The organism is Cytobacillus sp. OWB-43 (assembly GCF_034651445.1).
Taxonomy (GTDB): domain Bacteria; phylum Bacillota; class Bacilli; order Bacillales; family Cytobacillaceae; genus Cytobacillus; species Cytobacillus kochii.
Genome location: NZ_JAYEFF010000004.1, coordinates 24,136 through 37,829, shown reverse-complemented (window position 1 = coordinate 37,829; position 13,694 = coordinate 24,136). Strand labels below are relative to the sequence as shown.

Here is a 13,694-nt window from a genome sequence, read left to right as displayed (position 1 = left end):
TTGGATACAAGTTACTAGGTGAGAGGAGATTACGGCATTTATGTTTGAAAAAATAGGAAGGGGTGAGGGCGTTGTATAAAGAGAAACCAATGCTCTCATATAAATGATAACCTATCGACCCCAATTTTAATAAGGAAGAACAAAAAGATTTGGTTCTCCGGGGATTTATACCATATATTCAACTGCTTTTCTTGTGGATTTTGTGTGTCAACATGCCATACCCCTATTTCCCCACACATCATTCTAATTTGCTTATTATCTTTCGAAGAAGCACATCTTTCAACTCTAGTATGTAGTCTTCAAAGAAGTCAAATTAACAAAATATTAATAATATTGTAACTTCAATTGATGTTAATTATGATATACCATAAATAAGTAGATACATAATTATTTCAAAGTGATTATTGCTTGAAAAACTCATAGAAAGTCCTATCTAAGATTGGTATTAGCAGCTCTTATTAGAGTGTTGATATAGACAACCATTATAATGAGGAGGAATTCTATGTTGAAAAAGTCGTTGCTGTTCTCTTTGTCTCTTGTTTTATCATTGCTTGTTTTTCAGTATGATTTATTACCTGCTTCTGCTTTGCCTCCAGATCTGCCATCCAAATCTACTACCCAAGCACAACTTAATTCGTTAAATGTACAAAATGAGGGATCCATGAGTGGCTATAGTCGAGAAAAATTCCCTCACTGGATTAGTCAAGGGGATGGTTGTGATACAAGACAAGTAATCCTTAAGCGTGATGCCGACAATTATAGTGGTAATTGTCCAGTGACTTCAGGTAAATGGTATAGCTATTATGATGGCATCACTTTCAATGACCCCTCACAATTAGATATTGACCATGTCGTTCCACTCGCAGAAGCATGGCGTTCTGGGGCAAGCAGTTGGTCAACTGCTAAAAGAGAGGACTTCGCCAATGACCTCAATGGACCACAACTCATCGCAGTATCAGCCAGCTCCAATCGTTCCAAAGGTGACCAAGATCCATCCACATGGCAACCACCTCGTGCAGGTGCAAATTGTGCTTATGCTAAAATGTGGATCAATACAAAATACAATTGGAGTTTGCATTTGCAGAGTTCTGAAAAAACAGCTCTTCAAGGAATGCTCAATAGTTGCTCCTATTAAACAATCAACCAATGAAAGGAGTCAATTAAATGGATACAATCTCATCTGTGTTTAAGGCAACTCATGGTGTTATGACTACTGAGGTTGGTGTCATCAGTGGGGATCTTGAATTACGAACGACATCTGACAAAGAAGGTAACCTCACTCTTGCGATTACTTATGTAGATGCGGATGAATGGTACACACTTCCAGGGGGAAACTATCAGTTACATGACACTCGGGACCATGATGTGATACACCGGATGTTAATTGCAGTATTAAACAGGCAATAATCATATATGTAATGTGGCGTTCTTGAATGTGGAAGTCGGCGTGAAGGTATTCAAGCTTTAATTAAATTGAAGGATAGCCATATTCAATAAACCATGGAAAGGAGTACCGATGTTTAATTGGCTAACTGAAATAGAAGGACATCCTTGTTCAATAGATGAGGGAGAAATAAAAGATTTCAGAATGAGGAAAATAATTGTAAAGAAAAGTCCGAAAATGATGAGTGCTGTTTGTCAGTTATTCGCCGCCGTCGATATCATTAATGAAGAGTCTAGTATGATGGTCTATCCAATACCTGATGAACAGGCGAGATTGCTTGTGATGGAGATGGCTGCTCCTCATTATGAGGAAATAAAAGAAACCATTATTGCTGGACGGGTAAAGGAAATGAATTTATTTCATTTGAAACCAGAATCAAGGATCATTATAGAAAAGCATCTCCAAAAGAATGGGTATCCGGCTATCCAAGATTTATATAGAAGAAAACGAATAAAACTCTCAGATACACCACAAAAAATAAAATATTATCTCATCAATAAAGAGAAAATCGCACAATTAAGCTCAAGAGAAACGGAAGAAGTTTTCTCCTTTTTTCATGCAACCTTTTTTGTTCAACAGGAATCGATTCTCCTTCAGCCTACTGGTTGGCAACTAGAGGATGAGTTAATCACATCTTATACTATTCGCACATTTAGTAGAATGGCTGGAGATCTCGTTCTTTGGGTAAATGAAAATTCGAATGATGTAGTTGGATTAGAAGTGTATCGTAATAAAATTCCACTTCCAATTGTTTCTAATTTAAGCTAATATGAATGAGATAATAGATAATAGGAGAAGATGCTTATGTTTAATCGTAATCGTAATAAAAACGTAGAAACAGTTGACCAAGAAGTGGAAATAGATAATATTTATACCATATTACCCCCTCCAGGTACGATTATTGCTGAAGCAACAGAAGAAGAAATGGAGCAAGCAGCCGAATTAGAAATACGTCATATGGCTTTTATGAGATTACAAGAGATGTATGTACAGTTCGATGGTTCTTCTTATAAAGAATTATTGCAAGATTTCCAAGAGTTCGAAAGAGATTCAACAAAGTTTTGGAGAACAGTAGCAAAAAGACTGGCTGTTCCTTATGAATGGCCGATTAGAATTGATCATGCCAATGGCCCCATTTATATAGGTGAACATGAGGTAGTTGTCGAAGAAGAAGAAGAATAAAATAACTTGTTAGAGATAACCTATTACCTTCATGGATAATAGGTTTTTTTTGCGGATGGCAGAAATAATCCTAGTACATGGACAACTAATCACTAGATTAATCAGGTCGCCTTACTTCTACATTTTATTGTGGAGGATTTTTAAGGGTTAGAGTAATCCAGTATTCTCAAATGTTGTATAATCATTCATTGTATGCATTTTGACGTTAGTTGATTAATTTTGTTAAAATTAATGTTAATATTGTCTTATAAATGTCATTCAAAGTAAAAGTTGAATGTGTTACTGTATAAGGAGGAAACGAAAATATACAGGTTAATAGTATAAATATTAATAAATAAGAATAGGTGGGGGAAACAACAAAGAGTATGCATACGATAAAAATAACCAACAACAGAGGACAATTAGTTGAGTGTATAGAATACGAGCAGGAGAAAGATTTTCATAGAGTCTTAGAACAATTTAAAAATAACCCAATTTATAAGGAATGCTTATTGGAAGAATCTAAAGGACAAAGGGTAGCGAGTTTAAAAGTGGATAGTGTGAATGGTAACATCCATCCTAACTAAGCAACTCTAGAATTGAATGAAAGTTCTGAACAAAGAATAAGCATCAGTTATTGTTTGAGGCAACAATAACTGATGCTTATTCTTTATTTCGTGTAGCGGTGATTACCTATGAAAAAGCAGATCCTACTCATGACGTTGACTTCTTCTTCGTTGTGACAAACAAAGCGACTAAGCAAAAGGCGGCAAATATGTTGAAACTAAAAGGATAGGAAGTCATTTCAATGGATATACCGGCGAGATAGGAACCTAATGATTGCCCGATTCCCAGTGCGAAAAAGGATAAACTTACTCCTAAAGCCGGCAAAACGGGAAAAATCCTCGTGGCCCAGACAATACATAGTCCCGTGAGGAAAACGTAGGTACTGCCAAATAGACCAGCCGAAAGGTAAATAGCCACAGCGCTTGGAATTGTTAATAGAAAGATAGACGTTGCTAGTAAAAAGACAAGTAATCGGTAAGACAGGGACAATCCCAGTTTTTGAATAAAGTTTCCTGAAACGCCTCCAAGTATGCCAGCCAATCCTATGATAATCCAGAATATCACACTTTCATTGATTCCTAGTCCATAGCTTGAAGTTATGAAGCTTCTTGAAAAAGTCCAGTAAATTGAAGAACTTCCGCCGATTAAAAGGGAAGCAACTAATAAATATTTAGCTGTTTTTATAGCAGATAGATATTTAATATTGTTATCTGATAACGATTCCTTTTTCTCATCAGGAGGAAGAGAAAAATGATTCCAAATCAATACAAGAGCAGCAATAACAGCAAATAGTAAGTAAGCTAATCGCCAATGATCAGTCAATAAAATAACGATGGGTCCGCTCAAAATAATACCAAAGCTGGTTCCACTATTGATCCATGTGTTTCCTTGGTCGAGCTTTTCTTTTGATAAAGTGTTTTGCACCATTTGACTTAATGCTGGAGAAGCTAATCCACTACCTAAACCAGCTATAAATAGGCTTATATTTAAGTATAAAATAGATGGCGCACTAGCCATCCCTAGTAGTCCAAAAACGGCTGTAAAACCAGCAAAGAGATTCACTTTCCGGTAGCCAAAATGTTTAATCAATAAGGCTGAAAGTAATAAAGCAAGTGCATAGGCGATAAATGCAATGGAACTCCCTAGCCCAGCTTCACCTTCACTCATGCCCAATGTATTCGAGATATTTGGGAGAAATAAGCCATAACTTAAGCGGGCAAGTGCATATGTGACAGCAATCATTGCTAATCCAGGTAGTATTACTTTTCTCATGTTTATTCACCTCATTCAAATAGATATAACGTTCATTATATTTTCTTGAAATAAAGAGCGAGACCCTCTATTCCGAAAACAAACTCGATACTGAATGATGAAATTCTGTTGCTACAGTCTCTATAGCAAATACTTCTGCCAAAGCGGTAGCTCCTTCAAATAACAATTCAAGCCTTAGTGCCTCGTTGCTATTCAATCCTTTACTTGTGAAAAAATCAATGAGCCGTCTTTTATGTTGTTCAGTAAAACTGACAATCTCACCATTAAATGAAGGTTCTAAAGAATACTCCTCTCTAGCCCGCAGAAACATACAACCATTTGAACCGTTTATTCTTAACCAATTGATGTGTGCCTCGGCTAATCGAATAGCTAAGTTGCCCTGATTGGATAAGGCATTTTCTAAAATGTCAAAATATCTTTCTTCTCTTCTACGTAACACTTCTAAAATAAGCGCTTCTTTCGATGCAAAGTGGTTGTACATTGTCATAAGAGCCACATTAGATTCTTTAATAATTTGTTTTAAGCCAACTGTATGAAAGCCGTGCTGATCAAATAATTTCTCTGATTTTTCAAGTAATTGCTCTTTCTTTTTACTCATTTACCCACACATCCTTTAGATATAACGTTCATTATATAAATAGTAAACCATTAAAAGGGGTTTTTCAATTAAGCTGATTCGTTTGGATAAAGGAGGTAGGAACATAACAAAATGAGCTAAAATCAAAAACGAACAATTACAAATTATGATTTATAAAACTCCTTTTACCAAAAATTCCATTGCCCTCGCGTACACTTGCTTCCCGCGGGGAGGGGCTTGAGCCTCCTAGGGCATTACCTGCGGGATCACAAGCTCCCCCTCTATTTCCCACAGGAGTCGAGTGTCTTCCGCTCCGGTCCACTATTTACTTCATATAAAAAGATAAATTACAAAAAACCCGAATGATTAGCTGTTAGATATACCTAATCATTCGATAAATCCTTAGCTAGCATACTGATATCCTAACCTCTTTTCCTTCTTACTTTTCTTGCATTCTTTTTACATTCTCTGAATGATACGGTGAATCTTTTACTTCATTTACTACACTAAATGGATTACCATCTATATCGAAAAAATCGAAGAACGCCATCTCTCCCATATGTTGAATATCAGTCGTTATGACTCCATTTTTATTAAAATACTGATGAACTGTTACGATGTTATCCACGACAAAATTATAATAGGCGTTTTTTTGGTTATCTTGTATAGTGAATTCCGTCGGTTGTGGACGATTCACTTTGATTAAAGCTAACTGAGTTGACCCAGTAGGTAAATAAAATCCCGCGCCCCCTTCCCAAACGTCAATTTTCGTCGCACCTAAGTATTTTACGTACCATGAAGAAGATTTTTCAATATCTGACACAGGAATAAAAATGCTACCGACTTTAAACATAGGTTTCCTCCTAAAAAATTGGCTTAATTATAATAATAATAATACAAAAAGTGAAATATTTTAAATTTTTAAATATCAATTGATTTAAATATGTATGATTATCTATTCGGTGTAGATGATATGAATGAAGATGTATGTTAAAATATACGAACAATTGTTCTTTTTAGGAGGGTTATGATGAGAAAAGTAGTACTATATATTGCTCAAAGTTTAGATGGTTATATCGCAACAAAAGAAGATTCACTAGATTGGTTATTTAGTGTGGAGTCAGAAGGAGATAATGGCTACGGTGAGTTTATCAACGGTGTGGATACAATCTTAATAGGAAAGCGTACGTATGATTGGGTAATGGAACAAGAAAAGGGAGAATTTCCATACAAGGATAAGGAATGTTTTGTGTTCTCCCGATCAGTGAATGAAGATACGGAATATGTGAAATTTATTCATCCAGATATTAAAGCATTTACAAATCATTTGAAAAATGGTGAGGGAAAAAGCATATGGCTAATCGGTGGGGGTGACTTACTTTATACATTCTTACAGGAAAATCTTATAGATGAAATGATTGTTACTGTTGCACCAAGAATCATTGGTGAGGGCATTCCCCTTTTTAAGGCAGGTGATTATCAATTCAATCTTTCTTTAATAAGCACGAGAACCTTTAATCAATTTGTTGAATTACATTATGTTGTGGAAAGGTAATGTTTCGAGAATTAATGTTCTGTCAAAATCATTCAATCGTGTTTAATTAAAAAGGTTTTGACAGTATTAATTGTATTTTTTCCGGCACTTGTGAAGGTAATGATATGGCAAAAAGAAAATGTTGAACCATCTGACATAGTATAAGTGCCATCCGCTGACGCAAGTTTTCCATGGGTGATAATTCGCTCAATATGTAGAGATAAAACATGATTATTTTCAGTGTTAGCAAAGAAATGAAATAGGCTCTCTTTGCCAATGATTGACTGATGGTTCACTCGTTGCCATTGGATATCCTCTGACAAATAGTGAGAACCTTGGGAGGGATCTTTACGAGCAAAAGCATGTATCATTTCTTTAATCGTCTCTTTTTTTGGTGCATTGCTACAATCTTTTGGGTAAGTAAAGGTAAAGTCCATTATACTTTCACTCCTTTTTATGTATCTTACCGGATTTTTTGCCTGATTGACAAATCTATGGAGAACATAATATAGTTATTATTAATAAAAGAAGGGAGGATCATTAAAAATGACTGCAAGTATGAGATTACGCCACGTTACTTTGAACAGCTAATTGAATAATGTTCAAAGGCTCTGTTTTCATAAACAGGGTAAACGGGAGTAGTCTGCACATTTTTAATGGTTTTCATCGTGATAATTTCGAACAGAAAACGCAGATTGTCTGTGTTTTTTTGTTATCTCTAAAACAAATACCACCATATACGTTTACCCTAAACACAGACAACCGAGCGCGTCTGTGTTTTTTTATGATCACATTCCTTTAATCACTCAACTAAAGGAAGTGGCAGCGTGGGACAATTAACATTAGAAATAAAAAATATTGAGGTGACATATCTAGATCGTATTATTTTAGAGATTCCTTATTTATCAGTCTACCAGTATGATCGAATTGGGATTGTTGGGAAGAATGGTAGTGGTAAAACGACCCTATTAAAGCTTATGTATGGGGATATCTATCCTTTAAAAGGAAGTGTGAGTAAACAGATTGACTTTGGCTACTTTGAGCAAAAAGAAGTGCCGGAAACAAGGCAAGCAGACGGAGAGTTATTATCAAGGTTATCCGTACCAAATGAGGATGTGAATCATTTAAGTGGTGGTGAACAGACACGATTAAAACTTGCTCAACTTTTTTCCACCTATTATGAAGGATTGCTTATCGACGAACCGACAACCCATCTGGATAGTGAAGGCATAGATTTTTTAATAGATGAGCTTATGTATTATTACGGTTCGCTCATTATTATTAGTCATGATAGATACTTGCTCGATCAATTGGTAACAAAAATATGGGAAGTTGAAGATGGACACGTAACAGAATATGTGGGCAACTATTCTGACTATGAGTCACAGAAACAACTAGCTCACAATCAGCATATTCAAGCATTTGAACAATATAAGAAAGAAAAACAAAGATTAATTCAAGCAGCGGATGAAAAAATGAAGCAAGCAGAAAAAGTGAATCAAGCCAATCGTTCAATGTCGAAAAAAGAGGCAAAAGCAAAAGCGAACCGAATGTTCATGACGAAATCAAAAGATACAAGTCAAAGAAACATTCATCGTCAGGCGAAGGCAATAGAACAAAGAATAGATCAGTTAGGAGAGGTAAAGACACCGGAAGTTGATCGTGTGCACCACTTCCCACAATCAAAAATTCTTCAAATGCATAATAAATACCCAATAATGGGAGATAGAGTCTCTTTATCTGTTGATGGCAAACGATTATTAACACATGCCAGTTTCCAGTTCCCATTAAGAAAGATCATTGCCATTGAGGGAAGGAATGGTTCCGGTAAAACGGTTTTACTTAAACATATCGTCTCCAATGGGGATGGAATAGTTCTATCTCCTAATGTATCATTTGGTGTTTATCATCAGCATAATTATTTATTAGAAGGTGTACAAACGGTTTTAGCATTTATGAATGAAAACAGTGTATATGCTGAAAGTAAAGTTCGTACAGTCCTTCATTCTATGGGTTTTGAAGGGAATGACTTGCAGAAATCGGTAATGACCTTAAGTGGTGGAGAATCAACCAGACTTGTATTATGTCAGCTATTTTTAGGAAGTAATAATGTACTCATCTTAGATGAACCAACCAATTTTCTAGATATAAGAGCCATACAAGCATTGGAAAGTTTTCTTCATGCATATGAAGGGACTGTACTGCTGGTAAGTCATGACCGAACTTTCGTGAAAAGAGTGGCGGATCATATTTTTAAAATTGAAGAGCAACAAATAAAACAAGTGAAATAAAGGAGAGATAAAAATGGATAAAAAAGAAGTGAAAAGACTAGCTAACAAACATGGATTAATGATTGATGAGGAAGAAATTAAAATAAATGAATCAGGTATGGATTTCTTAGTTGCACATGTTGTGGATAAGGAAAATAATCAGTGGATATTACGTATACCACGCCGTGAAGATTCAATGACTCGTTCAAAACAGGAGCATGCGGTACTTGAAGTACTTTATAAACATACGAGCATTAAAGCACCGCATTGGGAGGTTTTTACGAATGATTGTATGGCCTACAAACAATTAGACGGTATACCAGCTGGCACAATCGATCATGAGATACAAAACTATGTTTGGAGCTTCGATAAGGAAAGTGATTTGACAAGGTATCACGCAACGTTAGGTGAAATACTGGCAGAACTTCACCGAACGCCGATTCCCTATGTGGAGGATATTGGTATTAAAATTTTTAATAGTTCCCAAGCAAAAGAGGAAATGAGTTCAAGAATGAATAAGGTAAAGGAGATTTATGGGGTAAAAGATGAACTTTGGAGACGTTGGCAGAAGTGGTTGGCGAATGATCGCCTATGGCCCAATCATACAGGATTGCTTCACGGTGACGTGCATCCAGGGCATATTCTTGTGAATAAAGAGAAAGAGGTAACAGGATTGATAGACTGGACTGAAGTAGCTGTCGGTGATGTATCTATAGACTTTACTTCTCATTATTTAATTTTTGGAGAAGAGGGGTTAGATGCAGTCATCTCAGCTTATGAAAAAGCGGGCGGCAGGACATGGCCATTTATGAAAGAGCATATCATCGAACTTGTCAGTGCAGCAGCCGTTGGAGTAGCTGAATTTGCTCAACTCTCTGGCTTGGAGGAAATGGAGAAGATGGCAAAAACGATGCTTGGTGTAGATGGGGATAATGAGGAGAGCAGCAAATAAATCCTAGAGATACTCAACAAGCGAGCAAAGACTGTGAAAAGATTTGCTCGTTTGTTTTTACTATCATTCGTTTGAAATCTACAATCGTCATTTGAAAACAGGGTGAAGCAACATACGACGATTATCCGTAGGTGATCCATAGTTGAACTGAACCATTAAGAATAATGAAGGTAATAGAAGAATAATGTCGAATCCCACATAGGAAGAACAGCAAATGGAGGTTTTTCGGGTGGCACATTTACTCTATCAACTCTGTATTCAGGGTGAGATCACACAAATCTATCAACAATTAATAAGAAAGGAGCATCGTACTGCAGAAGAGGAAGCCATGTTGAAAAGTTATCAACAGCGCTTCTTTCAGAAGAATGAACCTTTTCAACATGTTGATAAGTGGATAGCAAATGTAGTTAATTGTTATCACAGCTATTTTATAGATGTTTTAACTAGGAGAAAAGATGTTTCTCAAGCGGAAAGTGATCTATTAATAGGTTTAGGTAAATCAACATTTAGCCATGCTCAGTCGATGGAAGAAATAGAAGAAGAGCTGAGACAAATATTTAAAGAGAAAGGCTATTCATTCGTCGGAGGAAGGACATTTCCACATTATGGTCCATATATTTGGCAAACTACAGAAAGTAAAAAGGTAGATGTTGAACTTTTAAATGAAATAGAAACGGTTCAAGTATTTTTCCTCGATGATTTTTTGATGCTGGGTTGGCTAGACTATGCCACTTTTGGAGAAATAGGAGCAGGTGGATGGGCATCGAAGGAAGGGATCTATTGTATACTTCCTCGCTATAGAGAATATTTAAATGAAGATCAGTTCCTCGTTTCATTTTTAAAGCATGAAGCTCAACATATCAACGATTATAAACATTATCCGAATTTAAGCGGGAAGGAGCTGGAGTATCGCGCAAAATTAATCGAGCTCATCTATTACTCAGACCATCGTTTGCTAGAAAGGTTAATCCATCAAGCCATAAATAATGATATTCCACATAACTATGCATCTTACCAAATCATGCAGCAACTATCTACATTCTTTTTCAAGAAAAATGAACAAAAAGATATGGATAAATGGTTGAATATACATTATAAGGAAATCTGTCAATATGGGAGAAAGCTATATTGTCAACATACAGATATGTTGAAAGGGTTAAGGACAGGAGGTAAGAACAGTCTTTAAAAAGTTAGCTTATTTTATTATTTTATTTAGCTGGGTTGTATTATTTAGTTATTTCTATAACCTTTTGATGCCAAAGAGCTGGCTTTATCTAGTCATTGGTATACCAGCCCTTTATTTTAGTACAAGTTTTTTAATAGATAGAATGAAAGGTGAAAAAACTCCTTGAAGCGAAAGGTTTATGATTTTTATTCCAATGCTTGTAGGTCATCGACAGTAATAAATCGATAGCCTTCTTTCGTTAAAGCTTTTAAAATTTCTTCGATCACTTGAAGTTCGTCACCAGATTGATCATACATTGGATGAAGGAGAATAATAGAACCAGGGTGGATTGCTTCTAATACATAGTCGATTTTTTCCTCTGGTGTAGTGAAAAAAGTATCAGGTTCAATATTCCATGTAATCGTTTCTTTTTCTTGTTGCTTGAGATAATAAGGTAAGAATACTAATTTTTTGCCGTTTGGTGGTCTAAAGTCTATCTCGCCTTTATATCCCGCTTCATGGATGAGTTCATCGGTTTTATCAATTTCCTCTTTAATAAATGTCGGTGACTTGAAAATCATTCTTGCATGTGAAAATGTATGATTACCAACTTGATGATCAGCTTCAATAATTGCTTTCGTTTCTTCGGGAAACTTCTCTATATCTTGACCAATCAGAAAGAAAGTGGCCTTTGCATTGTATTGTTCCAATAAGTGAAGAACCTGTTCCACATTTTTAGTTGGACCATCATCGAAAGTAAGAGCAACTACTTTTTCATCGGTTTCAATGCTATTTGTTATGTTTCCGAATAATTGATATGATCTTGCATTCATTAATTCATAGCTACCGAATAAAAGCAAACAAAGTAACAGTAACGACAAAAGGATTTTAAGATATGTTTTTTTTCTCACATTACTATTTCCTCACATTTTAGATTTCATTAGTCTTGATTATAACAAAAAAATGAAAAAGGACTGAAACTATTTCCGTGTAGATCCGTATAACATAGTAGAACATTGCAATAACGAAAGGGGATACTCCATGGGAGAACTATTTATATTCTCACTTATAATCGCTGTGGTAAGCGCAGTTATTTTGTTTCCAATCTTATCTTTATTTCAAAAGGGGGAAGAAAAGAAAAAAAGCCCTTCAATTAACGGGTTCCTTTTTATCTTCATTCTCCTCTTTATTATTATCTTTAGTATTTACTACTTCACTAATTTAGATCGCAATATGAATGGTCTTGTTATCGGTTTAACAGTGTTAGCTGTACTTGGCGGTTTCTTTGCTAAAGGTATAGAACGTAAGGTTAAATTAGTACTAGGTTTAATAGGTATCATAGCTATCGCTTATATGTCTTTCGCATTTGTCTTTAATGCAGATAAGAAATTTGAAAAAGCACAAATGCAGGTCGAAGAAGAAATTGAAACATTTGATGAGAATGAAACACCAGCAAGTGTGCCGCCTGATTTTGCTCGTAATAAAATGAAGAAAGCTTTTGGGCAAGTGCCAAACACGAGCTATTATGAACTTGGGAGTTTACAAATACAAAAAGTAGATGGGCAATATGTGTATATTGCACCAGTAGAATTTTCCGGTTTCTTTAAATGGATACAAGGTGATACTACACCAGGGTATTTTACTGTAAGTGCAACAGACTCTAGTGCCAATCCAAAGTTTATTAAATCGGAAATGGCTTATACACCATCTTCCTTCTTAAACAAAGATATTTATCGCCAGATTCGAATGCAATACCCTGATTATATTTTCTATGGTGATGTGCAATTAGAAATTGATGATGATGGTAAGCCTTTTTATATTCGCACCTATGGTGAATTTATTAGCGCAAGAAACGGTTTTAATCCATTGGGGATAGTGATGGTTGACCCGTTAACAGGAGCTGCTAAGCAATATAAATTAAAAGATGTACCTGCTTTTATTGACGGAGCTGTTTCGCCGGAGACAGTTAGCTTGCATAATAGCTACTTCGGAAAATATGTGAATGGCTACTGGAATAGTTTATTTGGAAAATCTGATGTGAAGTTACCATCAGATGAAGGTACAGAAGCGAATGTGAGTCCTATTTTTGATGAAAAAGGCGATATGTATTATTTCACTGATTTCACCAGTCCGAAAGAGGGCGTTGACTCTATGCTAGGATATTCTTTGACGAACTCTCGAACAGGTGAAGCGACTTATTATACGGGGAATCTTGAAGAGTCTTATATGGATTCTCAAGGGGCATTACAAATTATCGAAAAGAAATTCATTGAGAAAAAATGGTATGGTAAAATGCCAATCCTATATAATTTCTATGGTGAAGCAAGCTGGTTAACACCGGTATTAGATACAAATGGCTTCTTGCAAAACTATTTTATCGTTTCAGCTGCGAATCCGGAAATTGCTGTTTATGCTAGTACACCAAATGATGCATTGAAGCAATATAAAACAGCTCTACAACGTGGTAGTGGAAGTGTTGAAGGAAGCTCTAGTGCTGAAGAAGTCCAATTAACAGGAAAAGTAGTTAGGGTATATAAAGAAAGAGTAGGGGAATCAACAAACGTATCCTTCCTTTTGGAAGATGGTAAGAATTTCATTGCCTCTACTGAAAACAATCCGCTAGCGATCTATTTGCAAGAAGATGATGAAGTAGAGATGACCTATTTAAATACAGGTGAAATGTTTTTACCTGTTAAAGAAATGACCATTAATGGATTAGAATAACAATGCTTTACTTAAAACGTGCACAATT

At 35.7% G+C, this 13,694-nt stretch carries 14 protein-coding genes; 9 read left to right on the top strand and 5 right to left on the bottom strand.

Annotation, left to right across the window (positions count from 1 at the left end):
- The first annotated feature begins 502 nt into the window (after positions 1-502).
- The 4 genes from U9M49_RS15420 (at position 503) to U9M49_RS15405 (ending at position 2,626) form a co-directional block, all read left to right on the top strand.
- A complete protein-coding gene (locus U9M49_RS15420; RefSeq protein ID WP_307314891.1) occupies positions 503-1,135 on the top strand; it encodes an HNH endonuclease family protein in 633 nt (210 codons plus the stop codon).
- A gap of 29 nt (positions 1,136-1,164) precedes the next feature.
- Positions 1,165-1,407 carry a hypothetical protein gene (locus U9M49_RS15415; protein ID WP_322910094.1) on the top strand — a complete coding sequence of 81 codons (243 nt, stop codon included), beginning with the start codon at positions 1,165-1,167 and terminating at the stop codon, positions 1,405-1,407.
- 109 nt (positions 1,408-1,516) lie between these two features.
- The gene (locus U9M49_RS15410) at positions 1,517-2,212 is read left to right on the top strand and encodes a hypothetical protein (RefSeq protein WP_322910093.1); all 696 of its coding nucleotides are present in this window, start codon (positions 1,517-1,519) and stop codon (positions 2,210-2,212) included.
- Positions 2,213-2,248: 36 nt separating this feature from the next.
- Entirely contained in the window at positions 2,249-2,626 is a 378-nt protein-coding gene (locus U9M49_RS15405) for a hypothetical protein (protein WP_322910092.1), read from the top strand.
- A 693-nt stretch (positions 2,627-3,319) separates the two neighbouring features.
- On the opposite strand, the gene U9M49_RS15400 is transcribed toward U9M49_RS15405, so the two are convergent.
- The 3 genes from U9M49_RS15400 to U9M49_RS15390 form a co-directional block, all read right to left on the bottom strand.
- Positions 3,320-4,444, bottom strand: a complete 1,125-nt coding sequence (locus U9M49_RS15400; RefSeq protein ID WP_322910091.1) for an MFS transporter — start codon at positions 4,442-4,444, stop codon at positions 3,320-3,322.
- A gap of 67 nt (positions 4,445-4,511) precedes the next feature.
- A complete protein-coding gene (locus tag U9M49_RS15395) occupies positions 4,512-5,042 on the bottom strand; it encodes a TetR/AcrR family transcriptional regulator (RefSeq protein ID WP_322910090.1) in 531 nt (176 codons plus the stop codon).
- Positions 5,043-5,460: 418 nt separating this feature from the next.
- Positions 5,461-5,874, bottom strand: coding sequence for a VOC family protein (locus U9M49_RS15390; protein ID WP_095370479.1), 414 nt, complete (start codon positions 5,872-5,874; stop codon positions 5,461-5,463).
- A gap of 177 nt (positions 5,875-6,051) precedes the next feature.
- Between U9M49_RS15390 and U9M49_RS15385 the strand changes: the two genes are divergently transcribed.
- Positions 6,052-6,576, top strand: coding sequence for a dihydrofolate reductase family protein (locus U9M49_RS15385; RefSeq protein WP_307314872.1), 525 nt, complete (start codon positions 6,052-6,054; stop codon positions 6,574-6,576).
- Positions 6,577-6,608: 32 nt separating this feature from the next.
- On the opposite strand, the gene U9M49_RS15380 is transcribed toward U9M49_RS15385, so the two are convergent.
- Positions 6,609-6,992 carry a nuclear transport factor 2 family protein gene (locus tag U9M49_RS15380; protein ID WP_307314869.1) on the bottom strand — a complete coding sequence of 128 codons (384 nt, stop codon included), beginning with the start codon at positions 6,990-6,992 and terminating at the stop codon, positions 6,609-6,611.
- 390 nt (positions 6,993-7,382) lie between these two features.
- On the opposite strand from U9M49_RS15380, the gene U9M49_RS15375 reads away from it, so the two are divergent.
- From U9M49_RS15375 to U9M49_RS15365, 3 genes are all read left to right on the top strand, one after another.
- Positions 7,383-8,846, top strand: a complete 1,464-nt coding sequence (locus U9M49_RS15375; RefSeq protein WP_307314868.1) for an Msr family ABC-F type ribosomal protection protein — start codon at positions 7,383-7,385, stop codon at positions 8,844-8,846.
- 13 nt (positions 8,847-8,859) lie between these two features.
- Positions 8,860-9,777, top strand: a complete 918-nt coding sequence (locus tag U9M49_RS15370; RefSeq protein WP_322910089.1) for a macrolide 2'-phosphotransferase — start codon at positions 8,860-8,862, stop codon at positions 9,775-9,777.
- Between the two features lie 229 nt (positions 9,778-10,006).
- Positions 10,007-10,963 (top strand): hypothetical protein, encoded by a 957-nt coding sequence (locus U9M49_RS15365; RefSeq protein ID WP_322910088.1) that lies wholly within the window; start codon positions 10,007-10,009, stop codon positions 10,961-10,963.
- A gap of 185 nt (positions 10,964-11,148) precedes the next feature.
- Here the strand turns inward: U9M49_RS15365 and U9M49_RS15360 are convergent, their stop codons facing one another.
- Entirely contained in the window at positions 11,149-11,853 is a 705-nt protein-coding gene (locus U9M49_RS15360) for a polysaccharide deacetylase family protein (RefSeq protein ID WP_322910087.1), read from the bottom strand.
- Between the two features lie 130 nt (positions 11,854-11,983).
- On the opposite strand from U9M49_RS15360, the gene U9M49_RS15355 reads away from it, so the two are divergent.
- The gene (locus tag U9M49_RS15355; RefSeq protein WP_095370472.1) at positions 11,984-13,666 is read left to right on the top strand and encodes a hypothetical protein; all 1,683 of its coding nucleotides are present in this window, start codon (positions 11,984-11,986) and stop codon (positions 13,664-13,666) included.
- The last annotated feature ends 28 nt before the right edge of the window (positions 13,667-13,694 follow it).

Bases quoted from the DNA above. Each gene is read 5' to 3' on its own strand.
- U9M49_RS15400 (WP_322910091.1), bottom strand. From the start codon at position 4,444: ATGAGAAAAGTAATACTACCTGGATTAGCAATGATTGCTGTCACATAT.
- U9M49_RS15420 (WP_307314891.1), top strand. From the start codon at position 503: ATGTTGAAAAAGTCGTTGCTGTTCTCTTTGTCTCTTGTTTTATCATTG.
- U9M49_RS15370 (WP_322910089.1), top strand. From the start codon at position 8,860: ATGGATAAAAAAGAAGTGAAAAGACTAGCTAACAAACATGGATTAATG.
- U9M49_RS15415 (WP_322910094.1), top strand. From the start codon at position 1,165: ATGGATACAATCTCATCTGTGTTTAAGGCAACTCATGGTGTTATGACT.
- U9M49_RS15410 (WP_322910093.1), top strand. From the start codon at position 1,517: ATGTTTAATTGGCTAACTGAAATAGAAGGACATCCTTGTTCAATAGAT.
- U9M49_RS15385 (WP_307314872.1), top strand. From the start codon at position 6,052: ATGAGAAAAGTAGTACTATATATTGCTCAAAGTTTAGATGGTTATATC.
- U9M49_RS15395 (WP_322910090.1), bottom strand. From the start codon at position 5,042: ATGAGTAAAAAGAAAGAGCAATTACTTGAAAAATCAGAGAAATTATTT.
- U9M49_RS15355 (WP_095370472.1), top strand. From the start codon at position 11,984: ATGGGAGAACTATTTATATTCTCACTTATAATCGCTGTGGTAAGCGCA.
- U9M49_RS15405 (WP_322910092.1), top strand. From the start codon at position 2,249: ATGTTTAATCGTAATCGTAATAAAAACGTAGAAACAGTTGACCAAGAA.
- U9M49_RS15390 (WP_095370479.1), bottom strand. From the start codon at position 5,874: ATGTTTAAAGTCGGTAGCATTTTTATTCCTGTGTCAGATATTGAAAAA.
- U9M49_RS15380 (WP_307314869.1), bottom strand. From the start codon at position 6,992: ATGGACTTTACCTTTACTTACCCAAAAGATTGTAGCAATGCACCAAAA.